This window comes from Micromonospora sp. SD19, from assembly GCF_054462275.1.
On sequence record NZ_JBTLMN010000003.1, the window covers coordinates 86,868 to 107,471 of the forward strand.

The 20,604-nt window shown below is 72.5% G+C and carries 22 protein-coding genes; 16 read left to right on the top strand and 6 right to left on the bottom strand.

The window, feature by feature from the left end; translation table 11 throughout:
- Positions 1–154: 154 nt before the first annotated feature.
- Complete coding sequence (locus ACX27O_RS12870) at positions 155–1,204, top strand: ROK family protein (protein ID WP_210865759.1); 1,050 nt, start codon at positions 155–157, stop codon at positions 1,202–1,204.
- A gap of 44 nt (positions 1,205–1,248) precedes the next feature.
- On the opposite strand, the gene ACX27O_RS12875 is transcribed toward ACX27O_RS12870, so the two are convergent.
- Both ACX27O_RS12875 and ACX27O_RS12880 read right to left on the bottom strand, forming a co-directional pair.
- Positions 1,249–1,449, bottom strand: coding sequence for a DUF397 domain-containing protein (locus ACX27O_RS12875; RefSeq protein ID WP_030335312.1), 201 nt, complete (start codon positions 1,447–1,449; stop codon positions 1,249–1,251).
- A gap of 5 nt (positions 1,450–1,454) precedes the next feature.
- Positions 1,455–2,300, bottom strand: a complete 846-nt coding sequence (locus ACX27O_RS12880) for a helix-turn-helix domain-containing protein (RefSeq protein ID WP_030335311.1) — start codon at positions 2,298–2,300, stop codon at positions 1,455–1,457.
- Positions 2,301–2,578: 278 nt separating this feature from the next.
- On the opposite strand from ACX27O_RS12880, the gene ACX27O_RS12885 reads away from it, so the two are divergent.
- Both ACX27O_RS12885 and ACX27O_RS12890 read left to right on the top strand, forming a co-directional pair.
- Positions 2,579–2,797, top strand: coding sequence for a hypothetical protein (locus tag ACX27O_RS12885; RefSeq protein WP_030335309.1), 219 nt, complete (start codon positions 2,579–2,581; stop codon positions 2,795–2,797).
- A gap of 197 nt (positions 2,798–2,994) precedes the next feature.
- A complete protein-coding gene (locus tag ACX27O_RS12890) occupies positions 2,995–4,095 on the top strand; it encodes a D-alanine--D-alanine ligase family protein (protein WP_358129290.1) in 1,101 nt (366 codons plus the stop codon).
- Between the two features lie 54 nt (positions 4,096–4,149).
- On the opposite strand, the gene ACX27O_RS12895 is transcribed toward ACX27O_RS12890, so the two are convergent.
- Both ACX27O_RS12895 and ACX27O_RS12900 read right to left on the bottom strand, forming a co-directional pair.
- The gene (locus ACX27O_RS12895) at positions 4,150–4,812 is read right to left on the bottom strand and encodes a DUF3515 family protein (protein WP_307857823.1); all 663 of its coding nucleotides are present in this window, start codon (positions 4,810–4,812) and stop codon (positions 4,150–4,152) included.
- Between the two features lie 30 nt (positions 4,813–4,842).
- Positions 4,843–5,076, bottom strand: a complete 234-nt coding sequence (locus ACX27O_RS12900; protein WP_030335303.1) for an Lrp/AsnC ligand binding domain-containing protein — start codon at positions 5,074–5,076, stop codon at positions 4,843–4,845.
- A gap of 96 nt (positions 5,077–5,172) precedes the next feature.
- Between ACX27O_RS12900 and ACX27O_RS12905 the strand changes: the two genes are divergently transcribed.
- Together ACX27O_RS12905 and ACX27O_RS12910 are read left to right on the top strand one after the other, a co-directional pair.
- Positions 5,173–6,162: a thiamine-phosphate kinase gene (locus ACX27O_RS12905; protein ID WP_458939491.1), complete on the top strand. Its 990-nt coding sequence runs from the start codon at positions 5,173–5,175 to the stop codon at positions 6,160–6,162.
- Positions 6,163–6,191: 29 nt separating this feature from the next.
- Complete coding sequence (locus ACX27O_RS12910) at positions 6,192–6,653, top strand: GNAT family N-acetyltransferase (RefSeq protein WP_210862029.1); 462 nt, start codon at positions 6,192–6,194, stop codon at positions 6,651–6,653.
- Positions 6,654–6,782: 129 nt separating this feature from the next.
- On the opposite strand, the gene rpmB is transcribed toward ACX27O_RS12910, so the two are convergent.
- Positions 6,783–6,974 (bottom strand): 50S ribosomal protein L28, encoded by a 192-nt coding sequence (gene rpmB, locus ACX27O_RS12915; RefSeq protein WP_007456456.1) that lies wholly within the window; start codon positions 6,972–6,974, stop codon positions 6,783–6,785.
- A 287-nt stretch (positions 6,975–7,261) separates the two neighbouring features.
- Here rpmB and ACX27O_RS12920 point away from each other — a divergent pair, with 287 nt between their 5' ends.
- Both ACX27O_RS12920 and recG read left to right on the top strand, forming a co-directional pair.
- Entirely contained in the window at positions 7,262–8,875 is a 1,614-nt protein-coding gene (locus ACX27O_RS12920) for a DAK2 domain-containing protein (protein WP_458939493.1), read from the top strand.
- Complete coding sequence (gene recG / locus ACX27O_RS12925; protein WP_358129298.1) at positions 8,872–11,070, top strand: ATP-dependent DNA helicase RecG; 2,199 nt, start codon at positions 8,872–8,874, stop codon at positions 11,068–11,070. Before ACX27O_RS12920 ends, recG begins: the two co-directional genes overlap by 4 nt.
- Before the next feature lie 163 nt (positions 11,071–11,233).
- Here recG and ACX27O_RS12930 read toward each other — a convergent pair whose 3' ends face one another.
- Positions 11,234–12,199, bottom strand: a complete 966-nt coding sequence (locus tag ACX27O_RS12930) for an LPXTG cell wall anchor domain-containing protein (RefSeq protein ID WP_030335292.1) — start codon at positions 12,197–12,199, stop codon at positions 11,234–11,236.
- Positions 12,200–12,594: 395 nt separating this feature from the next.
- On the opposite strand from ACX27O_RS12930, the gene rsmD reads away from it, so the two are divergent.
- From rsmD to ACX27O_RS12975, 9 genes are all read left to right on the top strand, one after another.
- Positions 12,595–13,158: a 16S rRNA (guanine(966)-N(2))-methyltransferase RsmD gene (gene rsmD, locus ACX27O_RS12935; protein WP_030335291.1), complete on the top strand. Its 564-nt coding sequence runs from the start codon at positions 12,595–12,597 to the stop codon at positions 13,156–13,158.
- Positions 13,155–13,637, top strand: coding sequence for a pantetheine-phosphate adenylyltransferase (gene coaD, locus ACX27O_RS12940; RefSeq protein WP_030335289.1), 483 nt, complete (start codon positions 13,155–13,157; stop codon positions 13,635–13,637). The genes rsmD and coaD overlap by 4 nt, the downstream gene beginning before the upstream one ends.
- 275 nt (positions 13,638–13,912) lie before the next feature.
- A complete protein-coding gene (locus ACX27O_RS12945) occupies positions 13,913–14,410 on the top strand; it encodes an SPFH domain-containing protein (protein ID WP_030335287.1) in 498 nt (165 codons plus the stop codon).
- Positions 14,411–14,519: 109 nt separating this feature from the next.
- Positions 14,520–15,083, top strand: coding sequence for a YceD family protein (locus ACX27O_RS12950; RefSeq protein ID WP_030335285.1), 564 nt, complete (start codon positions 14,520–14,522; stop codon positions 15,081–15,083).
- Between the two features lie 5 nt (positions 15,084–15,088).
- A complete protein-coding gene (gene rpmF / locus ACX27O_RS12955; protein WP_030335284.1) occupies positions 15,089–15,262 on the top strand; it encodes a 50S ribosomal protein L32 in 174 nt (57 codons plus the stop codon).
- A 114-nt stretch (positions 15,263–15,376) separates the two neighbouring features.
- A complete protein-coding gene (locus tag ACX27O_RS12960; RefSeq protein WP_030335282.1) occupies positions 15,377–16,360 on the top strand; it encodes a fatty acid synthesis plsX protein in 984 nt (327 codons plus the stop codon).
- Positions 16,357–17,280, top strand: a complete 924-nt coding sequence (gene rnc, locus ACX27O_RS12965) for a ribonuclease III (RefSeq protein ID WP_387219082.1) — start codon at positions 16,357–16,359, stop codon at positions 17,278–17,280. The genes ACX27O_RS12960 and rnc overlap by 4 nt, the downstream gene beginning before the upstream one ends.
- Positions 17,273–18,130 carry a bifunctional DNA-formamidopyrimidine glycosylase/DNA-(apurinic or apyrimidinic site) lyase gene (gene mutM / locus ACX27O_RS12970; RefSeq protein ID WP_357643705.1) on the top strand — a complete coding sequence of 286 codons (858 nt, stop codon included), beginning with the start codon at positions 17,273–17,275 and terminating at the stop codon, positions 18,128–18,130. Before rnc ends, mutM begins: the two co-directional genes overlap by 8 nt.
- Positions 18,131–18,348: 218 nt before the next feature.
- A complete protein-coding gene (locus tag ACX27O_RS12975; protein ID WP_458939494.1) occupies positions 18,349–20,568 on the top strand; it encodes an MMPL family transporter in 2,220 nt (739 codons plus the stop codon).
- Positions 20,569–20,604 lie beyond the last annotated feature (36 nt).

A 20,604-nucleotide genomic window follows, 5' to 3' on the forward strand; every position in this document is an offset into this window, starting at 1 on the left:
GCGATCTTGCAGTTTCGGTTGACGTTACGAGCCGAATGGACCTTATGTCGGGACAGTAAGTGCAAGATCGCGGGGAGGGCGGGGCGGGGCGTGGCGGGGGAGAGGGGTTGGCACTAGCCTCGGCTCACACTCATGACGGCGGGAGGCGGTTTCGGTGGGCAGCGCAGGGGTGCCGGTGGTCGTCGGGTTGGACAACGGCGGCACCAGCAACAACGCCACCGTGCTGACGGTGGACGGTCGCTTCCTGGTGGACGGGCTGTTGGAGATCCCCAGCGAGGTGGGGGCCGGGCCGGAGGCGGCGATCGAGGCGTTGGCCCGGGCGCTGGACGGCGCCCTGGCGCAGACCGGCGTGCCGCGTGACCTGGTCCGGGCGGTCGGGCTGGACACTCCGGGCCCGGCCAGCGCCGAGGGTGTCATCTCCTCGCGGGGCTCCACCAACTTCTCCCAACCGGCCTGGCGCGGCTTCGACGTGCGGGGTGCGTTGGAGCGACGGCTCGGCCTGCCGGTGATCTACCACAACGACGGCAACGCGGCAGCGCTCTACGCCCACCACGTCTACTTCGGTGCCGAGGCGATGAGCCGTTCGTCGGTGTCCGCGATCGTCGGCACCGGCCTGGGTGGCGGGGTGGTCGAGAGCGGTCGGGTGATCGCCGGTGCGGCAGGCATGGCGGGGGAGCTGGGCCATGTGCACATCCCGCTGACCGGGCTGCTCGGCCCGGGCCAGCCGGACCCCACCTGCGCCTGCGGCTTCACCGGTGACGTGGAGAGCGTCGCCTCGTTGACCGGCATCGAACGCAACCTGCTGCCGTACTGGCTGACCCGGTACCCCGACCATCCGCTCGTCGCCGAGCCGGTGGCCCGGGCGGCCAAGCTGGTGCGCGGTTACGGCGAACGGGGAGACGCCCTCGCGCGGGACCTGTTCACCCAACAGGCGATGGCGTTGGGACGGCTGTTCACGGTGGCGGCGAACTTCACCGACCCGCACGCGTACTTCGTCGGCGGTGGCGTGGTCGAGGCGGCGCCGGAGTTCCGGGACTGGTTCCTGGCGACGGTCCGCGAGCACACGGTGCTCCGTGAGGAGCAGGCGGCGGTGGCCACTTTCGCGTTGGTGCCGGACCGGGACATGGCCGGCGCCCGGGGCGTCGCGATCGCCGCGCTGGAGGCGCTGCGCGCCGCTCCGGAGCCCCGCCCGCTGGTTGCCTGAAGCCGGCGCGGGCCCTCGACCCACGCCGGCTCAGGCACGTCTGGTCAGCGCTGGGGTGGCGCCTGGGCGAAGGCGGCCCAGGCCGCCGTGGGGAACAGCAGCGCCGGGCCGGCCGGGTCCTTGGAGTCGCGGACGGCCACCAGCCTCGGTATCGCGGCAACCTCCACGCAGGCGCCCTCGTCGCCGCTGCGGCTGCTCTTGCGCCAGGCCGCCGCGGCCAACGCCGCTGTGATCATCGGTGTCATCGGTCCTACCGTCCCTTCAGGACTGACAGGAGCATCTCGCGGCTGTCCGCCGGGCTGAGCGCCACGCTACGGAGATGCTCCATGATCTTGGTGCAGGTACGCGTCTCACCGGCGCGGTCGAGGATCATCTGACCTGCGACGGTTTCCACCGACGCGATGATCGGGTCCTCCGGGTCGGCGAACTCCAGGATGTGCAGGGAACCCCGGGTGCCCCGGTGGTAGCCGGCGGAGAGCGGGATCACCTGGACGGTGATGTTCGGCAACTCGGCCATCTTGACCAGGTGCCGTAGTTGCCCGTTCATCACCGACTGCTCACCGACCGGGCGCAGCAGCGCGCCCTCGTCGATGATCGCGTCGAGGATGGGCGGCTGGTCGGCGGTGAGCCGCTGTTGCCGGTCGAGCCGGATCTTGACCCGTTGCTCGACCAGGTCGTCGCCGAGGGTGTGCGGCCCGCCGCGCATCACGCCACGGATGTAGTCAGCGGTCTGCAACAGGCCGGGCACCACCGAGGGCTCGAAGTTGGCGATGGCTGTCGCCTCGGCCTCCAGCGCGATGAAGTCGATGGTGCGGGGGTCCAGCAGGTACGAGTACGACACCCACCAGCCCGGCTTGCGGGCGTCCTTGGCCAGCTGCACCGCCGCGGCCACCTCCTCGGCGCTCACCCCGTACGACGTGAGCAGGGCGCGCACGGTGGCCGGGCTGATCAGGGTCTGGGCGTTCTCGTACCGGGAGAGGGTGCTGCGGGTGCTGTTGATCTCATCCGCCGCGGTCTCCAGCGTCAGCCCGGCGGCTTCCCGGTGGTGGCGCAGGGCGATGCCGAGCCGGCGGGCGCGGGCGGTCTTCGGGGCCATGCATCGATGGTCGCACACATTTGCGGGAACGTCTGCATGAGACAACGTCGATGAGAGTTGCATTCACGGCTGTACACGTGTCAATCTGTTATGGCGTCCTCACCGCCGGTTGTCGTGGCGACGGTGGTGGTGAGCGACCGGAGGGGATGGGGCGCGCGGCGATCGGGTTTCTCCCCCGTACCCGATCGTCGCGTGCCGCCCCGCCATCCCGGCCTGCCGGAAGGAGACGACGTGCGAACCCGCCCGGAGCCCCCCGCCGTACCCTCGGTCGGCGCGCGATGACCCGTTTCCTCGTGGTGCTCACCGACGTGCGCCCGGTCGAGGGCGTCAACCGCAACGAGCGGGTTGCGCCGGAGCGGCGCCGGCAGGTCGTCGGGGCCAGCAGCCGGGAGGCCGCCGACCGCATCGCCGGCGCGTTCATGGCGCTGGGCATGGTGCGGGCCGGCCGGCAGCGGGTGAAGGTGATAGCGGTCGGTCGCCGGCACTCCCGGGACTGAGCGCCGACCCAGGTCAGCGGCCTGCGACAGCGCTACCTCCCGGTTACGCACCGTATATCCTCTGATGACCAGCTGCCGTGTCGTGCCGTGGCTCGCCGGGTATCGCCTCGCCCTTCCGCCACGCACAGTAAGGTCAACCGGGTGAGCGCCACCGGCGAGCACGACCAGCCGCAGTCGCGTACGAAGAGGTGACCGGAGTGACCACCCCAGGCAAGACCCGCGTGGCGATCGTCTTCGGCGGCCGCAGCCCGGAGCACGGCATCTCCTGTGTCAGCGCCGGCAGCGTGTTCGGCGCACTCGACCCGGACGAGTTCGAGGTGGTGCCGGTGGGCATCACCCGGGCCGGCCAGTGGGTGCTGACCAACGGCGATCCCGCCCAGCTCGCGATCAACGCCCGTCAGCTCCCCGAGATCACCGCCGACTCCGGCGACGACATCGTGCTGCGCGCCGACCCCACCGGCAACGGCCTGATGGTGCTCGACCCGACCGAGGGTCCCCGGGCGCTGGCCGACGTGGACGTGGTCTTCCCGGTGCTGCACGGCACGTACGGCGAGGACGGCACCATCCAGGGAATGCTGGAGATGGCCGGCATCCCCTACGTCGGGGCGAACGTGTTCGCCTCCGCCGCCGCCATGGACAAGGAGTTCACCAAGAAGCTCTGCGCCGTCGAGGGCATCCCGGTCGGCTCGTACGCCGTGCTGCGCAACGGGATGACCCTCAGCGAGCAGGACAAGGAGCGGCTCGGCCTGCCGGTCTTCGTCAAGCCGTCCCGGGCCGGGTCGTCGTTCGGCGTCAACAAGGTCACCGACTGGGCGCAGCTGGACGCGGCGGTCGCCGCCGCCCGGCAGTTCGACCCGAAGGTCATCATCGAGGCCGCGATCGTCGGCCGCGAGATCGAGTGCGGGGTGCTGGAGGGCGAGGCCGGTGGTGCGCCCGAGGCGTCAGTGCTGGCCGAGGTGCGGGTCGTCGCCGACCACGACTTCTACGACTTCGAGGCGAAGTACCTCGACGACTCCTGCGAGTACGACATTCCGGCCAACCTGCCGGACAAGGTGACCCGTCAGGTGCAGGAGTACGCGATCCGCGCGTTCACCGCACTGGACTGCGCCGGTCTGGCCCGCGCCGACTTCTTCGTCACTCCCGACCTCGACGTCTACCTCAACGAGATCAACACGATGCCCGGTTTCACCCCGACGTCGATGTTCCCGCGGATGTGGGCGGCCTCCGGCCTGGAGTACCCGAAGCTGGTCAACCGCCTGATCCGTACCGCCCAGCGGCGCGGCGTCGGCCTGCACTGAGCCGTCCGACCCCGCCCGCGCGGCTCAGCCGGTGCGGGCGGGGTCGGTTCGTGCTCAGCGCTGGCAGCCGGACGGGATGGCCCCGCCGGAGGGCACACTCGCCACGATCGTGCTGGAGATCGCCGGCAACCACTGCAACGGCTGCTCGTACGCGCCCGGGACGCGCACCGTGATCAGCGTCTCCCGGTCGACAGTGGAGAGCACCGCGTCGTCGGCCTGTTCGGCAAGGTGCCAGCAGACCCCGTTGACCGTCCAGACCTCGTCGGTGCTGGGGAAGGTCGGCTCGGTGCCGCCGCAGGCCACGGTGAGCGCGGGGTCGCCGTACGCGGCGTTCTGCTCCGGGCCGGCGGTGACCGGCCGCTGGGCCAGGTCGCGGATGCTCGCCGGGAGCTGGGACAGCAGCGCCCGGCAGACCGTGGCCGGGCGGGCGGCCAGCGCCGGGGCGGCCATCTCCACCGGGGCGGTGGACTGCACCCGGGCGGTGGTCGCCGAGGGGCTCGGCGCGGCGGCCGGAGTGTCCGGGCTGAGCTTGTTGAAGGCCAACACGGCCACCAGCAGCGTGATCGGCAGGGCTATCACCGTGGCCAGCAGGGCAGCGCCCCGCATGGTCCGATCGCGGCCGGCCGGCGCGGCGGCGGCGGGATCGGTCGGCTCACCGTTACCGTCAGCCGGCCCGGACGTGCCGTCGGTCGCGTCGCGCGCACCGTCGTCGTCCACCGCGGAGGAGGATGATGTCAACTCGTCCACTTACAGCCGCACCACCGAACACGTGAGGGTGCGGGTGATGCCGGGCACCATCTGCACCTTGCTGACGATGAGTTTGCCGAGCTCGTCGACGGTGTTCGCCTCGGTGAGGACGACCACGTCGTACGGCCCGGTGACGGCGTCGACGCGAACCACGCCGGAGATGTCCGCGATGAGACCCGCCACGTCACGTGCGCGGCCGACCTCGGTCTGGATGAGGATGTACGCCTGTACCACGACTCGACCTCCGTCCGTCGCCGCCCGGGAGCGGCCCGAAGGGTGAAACTACCTTACGGACCAGGTCTGATCCCTATCGGTGGTCAAGGAGCAGCGGTGAGCGAGCACGGCGGAGCCGGGCAGCACGGGCGCGACGCCCGCAGTGGCGTCGGCGTGTCCGGGATCGGGGAGTTCGGGCTGATCGGGAAGATCACCGCCCGGCTGTCGTACGGGCCGACGACCCTGCTCGGCCCGGGCGACGACGCGGCGGTGGTGGCCGCGCCGGACGGCCGGGTGGCGGCGTCCACGGACGTGCTGGTCGACGGGCGGCACTTCCGGCGGGACTGGTCCTCGGCCCGCGACGTCGGGCACCGGGCGGCGGCGGCCAACCTGGCCGACATCGCGGCGATGGGTGCCACGCCGACCGCCCTGCTGGTCGCGCTCTGCATGCCGGCGGACCTGGACACCGGCTGGGCGGAGGAGCTGGCCGACGGGCTGGCGGCGGAGGCGGCGACGGTCGGCGCGAGCGTGGTCGGCGGCGACATGTCGGCCAGCCCCACCCTGACCATCGCGGTCACCGCGCTGGGCGACCTGGCGGGCCACCCACCCGTGCTGCGCTCCGGCGCCCGACCCGGGGACGTGCTCGCCCTGGCCGGGCGCACCGGGTACGCGGCAGCCGGGTTGACAGTGCTGACCCGGGGGTTCCGCACCCCGCGGTTGCTGGTCGAGGCGTACCGGCGGCCACAGGTGCCCTACCAGGCCGGCCCGCAGGCCGCTCGGTCCGGCGCCACCTCCATGATCGACATCTCGGACGGGCTCCTCGCCGACCTTGGGCACATCGCGGCGGCCAGCGGGGTGGCCATCGACGTACGCCGGGACGGGTTCGAGGTGCCCCGGCAGATGGCCGACGCGGCGCAGGCACTCGGCGTCGACCCGTACACCTGGATCCTCGCCGGTGGCGACGACCACGCGCTGGCCGCTACCTTCCCCCCGGCGGTGCCGCTGCCGCCGGGCTGGCGGCCGATCGGCCTGGTCACGGACGGTGCCGGCGTGACCGTCGACGGGGTCGGCTACGACGGCCCGGCCGGCTGGGACCACTTCCGCTGAGACCCGGGCGCCGCCGTACGCTGGACACCGTGAGTGAGATCGAGATCCGGGTGGTGCGGTTCGACGCACCGGTGGCACAGCACCTGATCCAGGCCGCCCTGGCCGACCTCGGTGCCCGCTACGGCGGCACCGGCGACGACACCCCGGTGGACGCGGCCGAGTTCGAGCCGCCCGATGGCGCGTTCCTCGTCGCCTACCTCGCCGGTGAGCCGGTCGGCTGCGGTGGCTGGCGTAGCCACGGCGAGGACACCGCGGAGCTGAAGCGGATGTACACGGTGCCGGCGGCGCGGGGGCGGGGGGTGGCCCGCGCGGTGTTGGCGGCCGTCGAGCGCTCCGCCCGCGAGCACTGCCGCAAGCGGGTGGTCCTGGAGTGCGGCGACAAGCAGCCCGAGGCGATCGCCATGTACGGCTCCGCCGGGTACGAGCGGATCCCGAACTTCGGCTTCTACAAGGACGCGGAGGGCTGCATCTCCTTCGGCCGCACCCTCTGACCCGCGGGCCGGGCCTCGGCGCGCCTGGCCGGGCCGGCGCGGTGCGCGGTGGCTGCCGCGCACACGACTCAGCCGGCGGACCCTCGGGATCCGCCGGCTGAGCCGAACGAGAAGGTGGGTGCTACCGCGTCAGGCGCGGGTGACCTTGCCGGCCTTGATGCACGAGGTGCAGACCTGCAACTTCTTGGTGTTGCCGCCACCGGCCGGGGTACGCACCGACTGGATGTTCGGGTTCCAGCGGCGGTTGGTCCGCCGGTGCGAGTGGGACACGTTGTGGCCGAAGCCCGGTCCCTTGCCACAGACGTCGCACACGCTAGCCACGGGATACTCCTGGGATTGATACGTTCATGAGGTCGCCGGCAGGTGCTGCCCGGGCAACCTGGTCAGGTTACCCGATGACTCGCCGACCCGGCCAACCGGCCCGGTCCGGCGCTCGCCCGTGCCCCGGCTCACGCCTGGTCGTGGGCCCGTCCGCCCGACGGTGGGCCGGCCCGGCGGCAAGGCTACCGGAGCGGTCCGTCCCCGCCGTGGCCAGTGCCGACCCGGGGCACGGCGGACACGCCGGACGAGTCCGACGGGTGTCGGTGTGCGCCAGTAGGCTTCTGCCCGTGCTGGACACCCTCGACGCCGCCGCGGTCCGCCGCTGGTGTGCGGGCGGGTTGGCCGCACTGAAGCGTCACCAGGGCGAGATCGACCAGCTCAACGTCTATCCGGTGCCCGACGGCGACACTGGCACCAACCTGGTGCTCACCCTCACCTCGGCACAGCAGGCCCTCGCCATGGATCTGGACACCCTGCCCGACAGCGGGCCGACCGCGCACGGGCACGCGCTGCGGCTGATGGCCCAGGGCGCGCTGCTGGGCGCGCGGGGCAACTCCGGGGTGATCCTCTCGCAGATCCTGCGGGGTTTCGCCGACCAGGTCGCCGGGATGCCGGCGGTGCGCGGCCGGGAGTTGGCCGCCGCGTTGCGCTCCGGCACCGCCGCCGCGTACACGGCGGTCTCCCGGCCGGTCGAGGGCACACTGCTCACCGTTGTCGCGGCCGCCGCCGCGGCGGCCGAGGGCGCGGACAGCGACGACCTGCCGGCGGTGGCCGGCGTCGCGGCCCGGGCGGCGGCCGAGGCGCTCGCCCGGACCCCGGAGCAGCTGCCGGCGCTGGCCCGCGCGGGCGTTGTCGACGCCGGTGGCCGAGGCTTCTGCGTGCTGCTCGACGCCCTGGTCGAGGTGCTGACCGGGGAGAGCACGGCCCGGCCCGCGCCGCCGCCGCGCGCCGCCCGCCCGGCGGCCACCGTCGCCCGCGAGACCGGTTCCGACGAGTACGCGTACGAGGTGCAGTTCCTGCTCGATGCCCGAGCCGAGGCGGTCGCCGGGTTGCGCCGGGCCCTGGACGCGTTGGGGGATTCGCTCGTCGTCGTCGGCGACGGGCGTGAGCCGGAGGGCACCTGGAACGTCCACGTGCACGTCAACGACGTGGGCGCGGCGGTCGAGGCCGGGGTCGCCGCCGGCCGTCCGTACCGGATCTCGGTGACCCGTTTCGCCGACCAGCCGGAGCCGCCCGCCGGCCCGGCGGTGACCGGCCGGGCCGCGGTGGTGGTGGCCACCGGTGGCGGCATCGCCGAGCTGTTCGCCGCTGAGGGGGCCACAGTGGTGCCGGGCAACCCGTCCACCGGTGAGCTGCTCGACGCCGTGCGCAGCACCGGCGCGGCCCGGGTGGTGGTGCTGCCCAACGACGCCAACACCGAGGCGGTGGCGAGCGCGGCGGCCCGCGAGGCCCACCGGTACGGCATCAAGGTGAGCGTGGTGCCGACCCGCTCGCCCGTGCAGGCGTTGGCCGCCCTCGCGGTCCGCGACGGCGACCGCCGCTTCGAGGACGACGTGATCGCGATGGCCGAGGCGGCGGGCGCCTGCCGCTACGCCGAGGTCTGCCACGCCAGCCGGGAGGCGCTGACAGTGGCCGGCCCGTGCCGTCCCGGTGACGTGCTGGCGCTGGTGGAGGGGGAGGTGCACCTGATCGGCACCGACCTCACCGACACCTGCGCGGCGGTGGTCGACCGGATGCTCGGCGGTGGTGGCGAGATGGTCACCCTGCTGGCCGGGGCGGACGCGCCGGCCGGGCTCACCGATGCCGTCCGCGCGCACGTCGCGCGACGCTGGCCGTTCGTCGAGGTGCACGCGTACCCGGGCGGCCAGCCGTTTTATCCGCTCCTGGTAGGGATCGAATGAGCGAACCAGCCACTGTGGACACTCCGCTGAAGAAGCTGGTCGGGGAGAAGACAGCCAAGGCGCTGGCCGCACACCTCGACCTGCACACCGCGGGTGACCTGGTCTACCACTTCCCGCGTCGCTACGACGAGCGTGGTGAGCACACCGACATCCGCTCGCTGGACGTCGGTGAGCAGGTCACCGTGCTGGCTCAGGTGCAGCGCACCGCGGTGCGCCCGATGCGTCAGCGGCGGGGCAACCTGCTGGAGGTGACCGTCGGCGACGGCTCCGGCGGGGTGCTGACGTTGACCTTCTTCGGCAACCAGGCGTGGCGCGAGCGGGAGCTGCGCCCCGGCCGGTGGGGGCTGTTCGCCGGCAAGGTCACCGAGTTCCGGGGCAAACGGCAGCTCAACGGCCCGGAGTACGTCCTGCTCGGCGAGGGTGGCGACGGCGAGGCGGCGGCCAACGACGACATCGAGGAGTTCGCCGGGGCGCTCATCCCCGTCTACCCGGCCGCCGCTGCCGTGCCGACCTGGGTGATCGCGCGCTGCGTGCGCGTCGTGCTGGACACGTTCACCCCGCCGGACGACCCACTGCCGAACGCTGTGCGGGCCGGTCGCAAGCTGGTCGGGTTGGGCGCCGCGTTGAGCGAGATCCACCGGCCGTCCAGCAAGGAGGCGCTGCACCAGGCGCGGCGGCGACTCAAGTGGGACGAGGCCTTCGCCGTCCAGGTGACCCTGGTGCAGCGCAAGCACCGGGCGGCCGACTGGCCGGCCCGGCCCCGCCCGGCACGCCCGGGCGGGCTGCTGGAAGCCTTCGACGCCCGACTCCCGTACGAGCTGACGGCGGGCCAGCGCGAGGTGGGCGTGGAGATCGCGGCGGACCTGGCCGCCGGGCACCCCATGCACCGCCTGTTGCAGGGCGAGGTGGGCTCGGGCAAGACGGTGGTGGCGCTGCGGGCGATGCTCCAGGTGGTCGACGCGGGCGGACAGGCCGCGCTTCTGGCGCCCACCGAGGTGCTGGCCGCCCAGCACCACCGCGGCATGCTCGACCTGCTCGGGCCGCTCGGTCGGGCCGGCGAGTTGGGCGCCGCCGAGCACGCCACCCGGGTCGAGCTGGTCACCGGCTCGCTGGGCGCGGCGGCCCGTCGTCGGGCGCTCGGCGAGGTGGCCAGCGGCGCGGCCGGCATCGTGCTCGGCACCCACGCCCTGCTCTACGAGGGGGTCGACTTCGCCGACCTGGGCCTGGTGGTCGTCGACGAGCAGCACCGCTTCGGCGTGGAGCAGCGCGACGCGCTGCGGGCCAAGGCCGACCAGCCGCCGCACGTGCTGGTGATGACGGCGACCCCGATCCCGCGCACCGTGGCGATGACGGTCTACGGCGACCTGGAGGTCTCCACGCTCTCTCAGCTGCCCCGGGGGCGGTCGCCAATCGCCTCGCATGTGGTGCCGGCCGCCGAGAAACCGGCCTATCTGGACCGGGCCTGGCGGCGGCTGCGCGAGGAGGTGACCGCCGGGCACCAGGCGTACGTGGTGTGTCCGCGCATCGGGGACGGCCCTGGCGCCGAGGAGGAACCGCCACCCGAGGACGACAACGGCCGGCGGGCGCCGCTGGCGGTGACCGAGGTGGCCCCGCTGCTGGCCGAGGGTCCACTGCACGGCCTGCGGATCGGGGTGCTGCACGGCCGGCTGCCGGCCGACGAGAAGGACGCGGTGATGCGGTCCTTCGCGGCCGGCGACCTGGACGTGCTGGTGGCGACCACAGTGATCGAGGTCGGCGTGGACGTGCCGAACGCGACGGTGATGATCGTGCTGGACGCCGACCGGTTCGGTGTCTCCCAGTTGCACCAGTTGCGGGGCCGGGTCGGCCGTGGTTCCGCCGCCGGGCTCTGCCTGCTGGTCAGCGAGGCGCCGGAGGGCTCGTCGGCGCGGGAGCGACTGGACGCGGTGGCGTCCACGAGCGACGGTTTCAAGCTCGCCGAGCTTGATCTGGAGCAGCGCCGCGAGGGCGACGTGTTGGGTGCCACCCAGTCCGGGCACCGCTCGCACCTGCGGTTGCTGTCGCTGCGCCGCGACGCCGACCTGATCCGCGAGGCCCGCGCCGAGGCGATCACCCTGATCGAGGACGACCCGGAGCTGACCCGCAATCCGGCGCTGGCCGCCTCGGTGGCCGCACTTGTCGACGAGGACCGCGCGGAGTACCTGGAAAAGGGCTGATCACGCGCCGCCGTGATCCACTCCAGTTTCATGAAACCGGGGTATCCCGTCGACAGGGATACCCCGGTTTCCATGATGTCGAGTCGATCAGGCAGGCCACTACATGGCTGAGGGCGCGCCGACCGGGTGGTCGACGCGCCCTCAGGTGTCAGAGCGGGTTGTCTCAGGCGGTGAAGCGAACCCGACGACGGCGGGCCACCACGAACAGGGCGGCACCGGCGGCGAGCAGCACCACGGCGCCGGCGATGATGCCGCCGGTCGCGGCACCGGTCAGCGGCAGAGCCGGCTCGTCCTTGTCGCCGCCACCCTGACCCGGGGTGCAGTCGGCCGGCTTCTCCCACGCGATCGGCGCGGTGTCGTCCAGGCCCTCGGCGGCCGGCGTCACGACGAGACCCTCGGTCGCGTCGAAGGAGACGGAACCGGTCTCGCCCGGCTTCACGACGAGCGTCTTCACCTCGCCCTTGTTCGGGGTCAGGGTGAGCGTGACGGTCTCACCGTCGGCGGGGTTCTCGATCGTGAAGGTGAGCTTGTCGCAGGTCGACTCGACCGAGCCGACCGGCTCCGCCGGAGCCGGGGTGGCCGGCGGGGTCGGGGTCGGGCTCTGGGCCGGCGGCTGGCTCGGCGACGGAGAGGCGGTGGTGGGGGTCGGCGTGGGGGTCGCCGGTGCGCTGGGGGTCGGGGTGCTCGCCGGCGGCGTGGTCTCTGCCGCGCAGGTGCCCTTCGGCTCGGCGGCGACGGTCCGCGACTCGGTCACGATCCGGTCGGTACGCACCCATCGCGCCTCGACGGTCAGCTCGACCGTCGGCCGCTTCGTGTCGAAGGTGTGCGCCTGGGTGCCGGTGAGGAAACCTTGGCCCTTCGCCGGCAGGGTGGCGTCCTTCGCCAGGTCGCCGGTGAAGTCACCCGGGACGGTCGACTCGAGCTTGGTGATGGTCGCGTCGATGTTCTCGCTGTTGCCGACCGTCCAGGTCACCTTGACCTGGCCGTCGGAGGTCAGGCAGTAGGTGCCGGAGGGCTCGGGGTGGTGGGCGCTCGCGGGGCTCGCGAGGGTGCCGACGCCGGCGAGGCCGATCAGCGCACCCGCGGCGATGGCCGCGACGCGCCGGAACGGAGACTTGGGAGGGTTCACGCCTGCTCCTGGTGAGGGGGGTACGGATCGCGTGGCGGGAGGCCGGGAGACGTGGTGACCGGGGAGTCACCTGCTCACCGGGGCGTCGCGACGCGGTGGTGTTCCCGCGGCGAAAGCGGGGACAGGGGGAGACTGTACTGATGGGTGGTTAATGAGGGGAGTTCAGATCATTGCCATCCGGCAATGTAGTCGATTCGTGATCTTTGATGAACCGAAGGTGTCCGTCCGATCACTGGGGACCGTCCTCGCGCCGCTGCTGCACTGTGGATTCCGGGCTTGCGTGGCTGCTCAGTCGCGCCGCGTCGTCGCCGGCTGGCCGGCTCCCCGGATCCGCGCCGTGCTGACCGGGCCCGCGTCGCATCGCGTAGCGTCGCGGGCATGAGCAGGAGGAAACGGTGACCCGGATCGTGGCCGGGACGCTCGGTGGCCGGCGGATTGCCGCGCCCCCCGGCGCCGGCACCCGACCCACCTCGGACCGGGTCCGGGAGGCGCTGTTCAGCGCCGTCCAGGCCGACGTCGATCTCGACGGCGCCCGCTTCGCCGACCTGTACGCCGGCTCCGGCGCGGTCGGGCTGGAGGCGCTCTCCCGGGGCGCCCGGCACGTGCTGCTCGTCGAGTCCGACCCGCGGGCGGCCCGGGTGATCCGGGAGAACGTGGCGGCCCTGCGCGCCGGCCCGGCGGCCCGTCTGGTCACCGGCAAGGTGGCGACGGTGCTGGCCGCCGGGCCGGACGGGGAGCCGTACGACGTGGTCTTCGCCGACCCGCCGTACGCGGTGCCGGACGAGGAGATCACCGCGATGTTGGCCGCGCTCGTTGACGGCGGCTGGCTGGCGCCCGACGCGTTGGTGGTGGTCGAGCGGTCCCGCCGCACCAGGGAGTTCGACTGGGTGGAGGGGATCACCGCCGAGCGCAGCCGCCGTTACGGCGAGACCACCCTTTGGTACGGTCGCCGATCATGAGACGTGCGGTGTGTCCCGGTTCGTTCGACCCGGTCACCAACGGACACCTCGACATCATCGGGCGGGCCAGTCGGCTCTTCGATGAGGTCATCGTCGGTGTGCTGGTGAATCAGTCGAAGAGTGGCCTGTTCACCGTCGAGGAGCGCATCGAGATGCTCCGCGAGGTGACCTCGTCGTACGGCAACGTGCGGGTCGAGTCGTTCCGCGGGCTGCTGGTGGACTTCTGCCGGGCCCAGCAGGCGAGCGTGCTGATCAAGGGTCTGCGGGCGGTCAGCGACTTCGACTACGAGTTGCAGATGGCCCAGATGAACATCGGTCTGGCTGGCGTGGAGACGCTCTTCATGCCGACCAATCCGCTCTACTCGTTCCTGTCGTCGAGCCTGGTCAAGGACGTGGCCAAGTGGGGTGGCGACATCTCCGCCCACGTCCCCGACCCGGTCCGCGAAGCGCTCCAGGCCCGTCTGGGCCCCCGCCGCTGAGCCGATCCCGCACCACGCGGCCCTGTCCGACCCCCTCACTTCCCGCGATCTTGCACTTATGGTTCCCGGATCGCTCCTTCTGAGGCGATTTGACGCAACAGGAAGTGCAAGATCGACGCCGAGGGTGGGGAAGCGGGGGGTGACTATGTCGCGACTCGCCGGGATGGGGTGAGTGGGGCGGCGGTGGGGCGGGCACGACATGATTGGTGGCGCGGGGAACGGCCGTAGCCCGCATCATGGAGGTCGGCCGACGAACGACAGGAGTGAGGTAGCCGGTGGACCCGCTCGATCGCATCGACGAACTGATCGCCATCCTGGAGCAGGCCCGCTCCGTCCCGATGTCGCGCAACAACTGCATGGTCGACCGGGGTGAGATGATCGCTGCCCTCGACGAGATGCGCGCCGATCTCCCCGCCGACCTGCGTCGTGCCGCCGCCCTCCTGGAGGAGCGCGACAAGATCATGGAAGCCGGCAAGCGCGAGGCGGACCGGATCATCAGCGAGGGTGAGGCAGAACACGCCCGCCTGGTCTCGGTGAACGAGATCACCGTGTCCGCCGAGCACGAGGGTGCCCGGATCATCGGTGAGGCCCGCGCCGAGGCGCAGCGCCTGCGGGAGGAGGTCGACGACTACGTCGACACCGCGTTGGCCAACTTCGAGCAGTTCCTCACCCGGGCGCTGGCCTCGATAGAGCGCGGCCGGGACAAGATGCACGCGCTGCGGGAGATCGGCACCTTCGCTGGGGATGAGGCGGAACGCCCGCTACCCTTCTGAGCGGCACCTCACCAGCCGACTTCTCAGGCGGGCGTCGCCCCCGGTTCGACGGTCCGGCGGTCGTCCAGGTAACCTTTTTTGTCGGCCTCTCACCGGCCGGAGTCTAACTATGCCCAAGCACTCGCCATCGACACTCAACCCCAGGTCGCCGCTGGTCCTCGACACGAGGGACCTGCCGCGTCGCCCTGGCGCGTTGCGTGAGGTCCAGCGGGTCGTGCCGGCACCGGCGGACCTCGGTGTGGAGTTGATCGGCGTGCCGGAGGGCGCGGACCTCGACCTCGATCTGAGGTTGCAGTCGGTGTCCGAGGGCGTGCTCGTCTCCGGGACCATCACCGGTCCCGTCCGGGGCGAGTGCGGCCGTTGTCTGCGCGAGATCAACGACTCGATGGCCGTGACGATCCAGGAGCTGTACGCGTACGAGGACAGCACCACGGACGCCACGACCGACGAGGACGAGGTGGGCCGGATGCAGGGCGATCTGATCGACCTGGAGCCGGCGCTGCGGGACGCGTTGGTGCTCACGCTGCCGACCAACCCGCTCTGCCGGGAGGACTGCCCAGGACTGTGCCCCGAATGTGGGGCGCACTGGGACGATCTGCCGGCCGACCACAGTCACCAGCAGATCGACCCGCGTTGGGCGGGCCTGTCGCAACTGACCGTTACAGAGGAGTAAGAACCGTGGCCGTCCCGAAGCGCAAGATGTCGCGCAGCAACACCCGGTCCCGCCGGGCGAACTGGAAGGCGACCGTGGTCGCGACCGTTGCGTGCCCGCAGTGCAAGTCCCCGAAGCTGCCGCACGCCGCCTGCTCCGTCTGCGGCACCTACAACGGCCGCCAGGTTCTCGAGGTCTGACCTGGACGCCGAGTGACGCCCCCGACCCCAGGTCGGGCGGCGCGCGCATCCTGGCATTCGCCCGGTGCTCCGGCTCCCTCCGACGCCGGCCGGCCTAACCCGGCCGGCGTTCCGGTGGAGCCGGGCGCCGCGCGGATCGCCGTTGACCTCCTCGGCGGGGACGACGCTCCCGCCGTCGTGGTTGACGGCGCTCTGCGGGCCATGCGCGCCGACCCTGACCTGCATCTGCTTCTCGTCGGTCCGACCGAGGTCGCCGACGAGCTGATTGCCGCCCTCGATCCGGCGCAACGCGCCCGGATCACCGTGCGGCCTGTCCGCGATGTCGTCGGCATGGCCGATCATCCCAGCGCCGCCCGCGCCGAGAGCACCGTCCGGGCCGCGGTCACCGCCGTCCGGGACGGGACCGCCGACGCCCTGGTCTCCGCCGGCGCCACCGGTGCCACCGTCACCGCGGCCGTGCTCGGCCTCGGCCGGTCACCGGAGATCCGCCAACCTGCGCTTGCGGCCACCCTGCCCGCCGTGGCGGGGCCGGTCGTGTTGCTCGATGTCGGCGGCTCCCTGGAACCCCGCCCGGCCACCCTCGCCCGGCACGCCGTGCTCGGCGCCGCCTACGCGGCGGTGGCCCACTCGATCGCCGCGCCCCGGGTCGGGCTGCTCTCGGTCGGCACCGAGGCCGGCAAGGGCGACCGGGTTCGCCGCGCCACCGACCCGCTGCTCGCCGTCGAACCGCTGCCCGGTGGGGCGCGCTACGTCGGTCTGGTCGAGGGGTTCGACGTGGCCCTCGGCGCGCGCGCCGATGTCGTCGTCACCGACGGGTTCACCGGTAACGTGCTGCTGAAGGCCATTGAGGGCGCGTACGCGATGGCCGGCGGCCCACCCGCGCAGGGCGGCGCCCCCCGCGCGGCGGCCCTGTTGGGTGTCGTCGGGACGGTGGTCGTCTGCCACGGGTCCGCCCGCGCCGACGACGTCGCCTCCGGCATAGCTCTCGCCGCCCACCTGTGGCGGCGGCGCGCCACCGATCTGGTCTCCGCGTTGCTCGACGGCAACGCCGCGACGAATCGCACCGATCGCTCCACCGACACCGAGGTACGCACATGAGCAACGACAAGCGGCGGCGGGCGTCCGTCGGTCACCTGGAAGCCGCCTTCGGCGTGAGCCTGGAACCCGAGCTGCTCCAGCGCGCGTTGACCCACCGGTCGTACGCGTACGAGAACGGCGGGCTGCCCACCAACGAGCGGCTGGAGTTCCTCGGCGACTCGGTGCTCGGCGTGGTGATCACCACGGCGCTCTTCCACAACCACCCGGATCTGCCCGAGGGGCAACTCGCCAAGCTGCGGGCCAGCGTGGTCAACATGCGGGCGCTCGCCGACGTGGCCCGCGGTCTGGGCCCGGAGGGGCTCGGCGCGTACCTGCTGCTCGGCAAGGGTGAGGAGACGACCGGTGGCCGGGACAAGGCGAGCATCCTCGCCGACACGCTGGAGGCGCTGCTCGGCGCGATCTACCTGCAGTACGGCCTGGACACCACGGGGATCGTCATCCACCGGCTCTTCGACCCGCTGATGGCCGAGTCGGCCGGTCGCGGCGCCGCCCTGGACTGGAAGACCAGTCTCCAGGAGTTGACGGCGGCGCTCGGGCTGGGCGTGCCGGAGTACCGCATCGAGGGCACCGGCCCGGATCACCTCAAGACGTTCACCGCCTGGGTGGTGGTGGCCGGCAACCGGTACGGCGGCGCGGAGGGGCGCAGCAAGAAGGAGGCCGAGCAGCGGGCCGCCGAGGCCGCCTGGCGCACGCTCGCCGAGCAGAACGACCAGAACGGCGACGATGGCCAGGATGGTCGGGCCGGCGACGACCGCCAGAACCAGCCGACCGACCGGGACGACGCGGCCGACCGGGGTGAGCCGTTCGGGCCGCTGGAGCGTGCCGAGCGGGCCGCTTCGGCCGAGCAGGCCGACCACCTGGCGCAGGCGCTGCCGGCCGGAGGCGCCGACGGCCACGAGACGGGGCCGGCGCGTGCCTGAGCTGCCCGAGGTGGAGACCGTCCGGCAGGGGGTGGCCCAGTGGGTCGTCGGCCGGCGGATCGCCTCGGTCGAGGTCCGTCATCCGCGTGCGGTCCGCCGGCACGCTCCCGGCGACGTGCACTTCGCCGACGTGCTCGCCGGCCGGACGGTGCTGGACGCCCGCCGTCGCGGTAAGTACCTGTGGCTGCCACTGGACAGCGGTGACGCGATCGTCGGGCACCTCGGCATGTCGGGTCAGCTGCTGCTCCAGCCACCCGGCACAGTGGACGAGACCCACCTGCGGGTCCGGTTCCGGTTCAGCGACGACGGCCCGGAGCTGCGCTTCGTCGACCAGCGCACGTTCGGTGGGCTCTCGGTGAGCGAGGGCGGCGCCGAGTTGCCCGACGAGATCGCACACATCGCCCGCGACCCGATGGACCCGGAGTTCTCCGACGCGGAGTTCGTCGCGGCGCTGCGCCGCCGGCACACCGAGGTGAAGCGGGCCCTGCTCGACCAGACCCTGATCTCCGGGGTGGGCAACATCTACGCCGACGAGGCGCTCTGGCGCGCCCGGCTGCACGGCACCCGACCCACCGACGCGCTGACCGCTCCGGCCGCGCAGCGCCTGCTCGGTCACGTCCGCGACGTGCTGGCCGAGGCGATCAAGGAGGGCGGCACCAGCTTCGATGCCCTCTACGTCAACGTCAACGGCGAGAGCGGCTACTTCGACAGGGCGCTCAACGCCTACGGCCGCGAGGGCGAGCCGTGCCGCCGGTGCGGCGCGCCGATCCGCCGGGAAGCGTTCATGAACCGGTCGTCGTACAGCTGCCCGCGCTGTCAGCCACGGCCCCGGGGGTCCCTTCGGGGATGACCCGGAGCCCGCTCGGGGCGCCGCCGGCGGGTCGCGGCGGGTCGCTCCGGGCTGGACCCCGGGGTACGCCCGGATCGCGGGCTGACGCCCGCGGAACGCACCCCCGCTCCCGGTCCGATGGTTCCAGGGTGGGCCGGGGTCGATCCCCGATGTGACCGCCTCGTCGCGCACCTAGCGTCAGCACAGTTGACCGGGGGCTGACGTGACAGGGGGATCCGATGGGCAGAAGACCGGTGACGGTGCGGCTGGCGCGGTGGAGCGCCGAGCACCCGTGGCGGGCGATCGCACTGTGGGCCGTGTTCGTGGCGGTGTGCTTCGTCGGCGGCAACGCCGCCGGACTCAACGAGGCCACCAACAGCGACCAGGCGATCGGCGAGGCGGGACGGGCCAGCCTGATCGTGGACGCCGGTGACTTCGCCGACCCGGCCGTGGACAACGTCCTGATCACCTCCACCGGTGGTGCACTGGACCAGGCGGCGGCGAAGGCGGCGGCCGACGACGCGGCGGCCCGGCTGCGTACCGTCGCCGGGGTTGCCGGGGTGGGCCAGCCGGTCACCGCGCGGGACGGCTCGGCGCTGTTGCTGCCGATCACCATGTCGGGCGACCCGGAGACCGCCTCGGAGCGGGTGCAGCCGCTGCGGGACGCCACCGCAGCCGTGCAGGCGGCGCACCCCGAACTGCGCGTCGAGCAGGTCGGCGGGCCGTCGATCGGTCAGGCCCTCGACGACACCCTGGGCAAGGACTTCAAGCGCGCCGAGCTGCTCAGTCTGCCGGTCACCCTGGCGATCCTGATCATCGCGTTCGGCGCGCTGATCGCGGCGAGCGTGCCGGTGCTGCTGGCGCTCTCCTCGGTGGCCGCCGCGATGGGTCTGTCCACCCTCGCCTCGCATTTGGTGCCGGCCACCGACACCACGGCACCGGTGATCCTGCTGATCGGCATGGCGGTCGGTGTCGACTACTCGCTGTTCTACATCCGTCGGGAGCGGGAGGAACGCGCCAAGGGCCGGTCCGGGCTGGACGCGGTGGAGATCGCCGCGGAGACCTCCGGGCACGCCGTGGTGGTCTCCGGCTTCGCGGTGATCATCTCGATGGCCGGGTTGCTGCTCGCCGGCGACGTGGTCTTCTCGTCCCTCGCCATCGGCTCGATCCTCGTGGTGGCCGTCGCGGTGACCGGTTCGCTGACCGTCCTGCCCGCGCTGCTGGCCCGACTCGGCCGCTGGGTGGACCGGCCCCGGGTGCCGCTGCTCTGGCGACTCACCGCGCCGCGCACCGGCCGGCACGGTGAACCCCGCGCGCCCCGGCTGTGGCCCGCGGTGCTCCGGCCCGCGCTGCGCGCGCCGGTCGCGACGCTTGTCATCTCGGTCGGGCTGCTGCTCGCGCTGGCCGCGCCGGCGCTCGGAATGAAACTGAAGTTCCCCGGCATGGAGGACCTGCCCCGCACGACCCCGGCCATGCAGGCGTACGACCGGCTCACCGCGGCCTTCCCGAGCGCCGGGACCAATCACGTGGTGGCCGTCCGGGCGCCCGCCGACCAGGCCGACCGGGTACACGCCGCCCTCACCGACCTGTCCGCCCGGGCGGCCGGCGATCCGCTGTTCGCCCCGGCCGAGGCGGGTGGCCCGAAGATCGAGGTGTCGGCCGACCGACGGGTCACGGTGCTGGACGTGCCGACCCCGTACGCCAGTCGCGACGACCGGTCCGTGCAGTCGCTGGAGAAGCTGCGCGGCGACCTGGTCCCGGCCGAGCTGCGGGGCATCCCCGGCATCGAGTACGCGGTGGGCGGGGGCGTGGCCGACAGCGAGGACTACGCACAGCACGTGCGGGACAAGTTGCCGCTGGTCATGGGCTTCGTGCTGGTGCTGACCTTCCTGGTCATGGCGTTCACCTTCCGGTCGGTGGTCATCGCGGCCAGCTCGATCGCGCTGAACCTGCTCTCCGCCGGCGCCGCGTACGGCCTGCTGGTGCTGGTCTTCCAGGGCGAGTGGGCGCAGGGACTGCTGGGCTTCACGTCGATGGGCGCGATCGTGTCCTGGCTGCCGCTGTTCCTCTTCGTGGTGCTGTTCGGCCTCTCGATGGACTACCACGTCTTCGTGGTCAGTCGGATCCGCGAGGGCGTCCGTTCCGGCCTGGCCAACCGTGACGCCGTGTCGTACGGGATCACCTCGTCGGCCGGGGTGGTGACCAGCGCGGCGATCGTGATGGTCGGAGTGTTCTCGATCTTCGCCACGCTGAGCACCATCGACATGAAGCAGCTGGGCATCGGTCTGGCGGCGGCGATCCTGCTGGACGCCACCATCATCCGGGGCGTGGTACTGCCGGCATTGATGACCATGCTCGGCGACGCCAACTGGTGGGCTCCGCGCTTCCTGCGCCCCACCCCGGCACCCGCACCCACAGACCCCCCAGCCCCAACCCCAGAACTCCTCCCCATCCCCTAACCCCCGCCCGTCCCCGCGCGCCCCCTCAATCCGCCG

Coding starts and splice junctions, on each gene's coding strand:
- recG (WP_358129298.1), top strand. CDS start 8,872: ATGAGCGAACCAGCCACTGTGGACACTCCGCTGAAGAAGCTGGTCGGG.
- ACX27O_RS12880 (WP_030335311.1), bottom strand. CDS start 2,300: ATGGCCCCGAAGACCGCCCGCGCCCGCCGGCTCGGCATCGCCCTGCGC.
- rnc (WP_387219082.1), top strand. CDS start 16,357: ATGAGCAACGACAAGCGGCGGCGGGCGTCCGTCGGTCACCTGGAAGCC.
- ACX27O_RS12875 (WP_030335312.1), bottom strand. CDS start 1,449: ATGACACCGATGATCACAGCGGCGTTGGCCGCGGCGGCCTGGCGCAAG.
- ACX27O_RS12975 (WP_458939494.1), top strand. CDS start 18,349: ATGGGCAGAAGACCGGTGACGGTGCGGCTGGCGCGGTGGAGCGCCGAG.
- ACX27O_RS12885 (WP_030335309.1), top strand. CDS start 2,579: ATGACCCGTTTCCTCGTGGTGCTCACCGACGTGCGCCCGGTCGAGGGC.
- coaD (WP_030335289.1), top strand. CDS start 13,155: ATGAGACGTGCGGTGTGTCCCGGTTCGTTCGACCCGGTCACCAACGGA.
- ACX27O_RS12950 (WP_030335285.1), top strand. CDS start 14,520: ATGCCCAAGCACTCGCCATCGACACTCAACCCCAGGTCGCCGCTGGTC.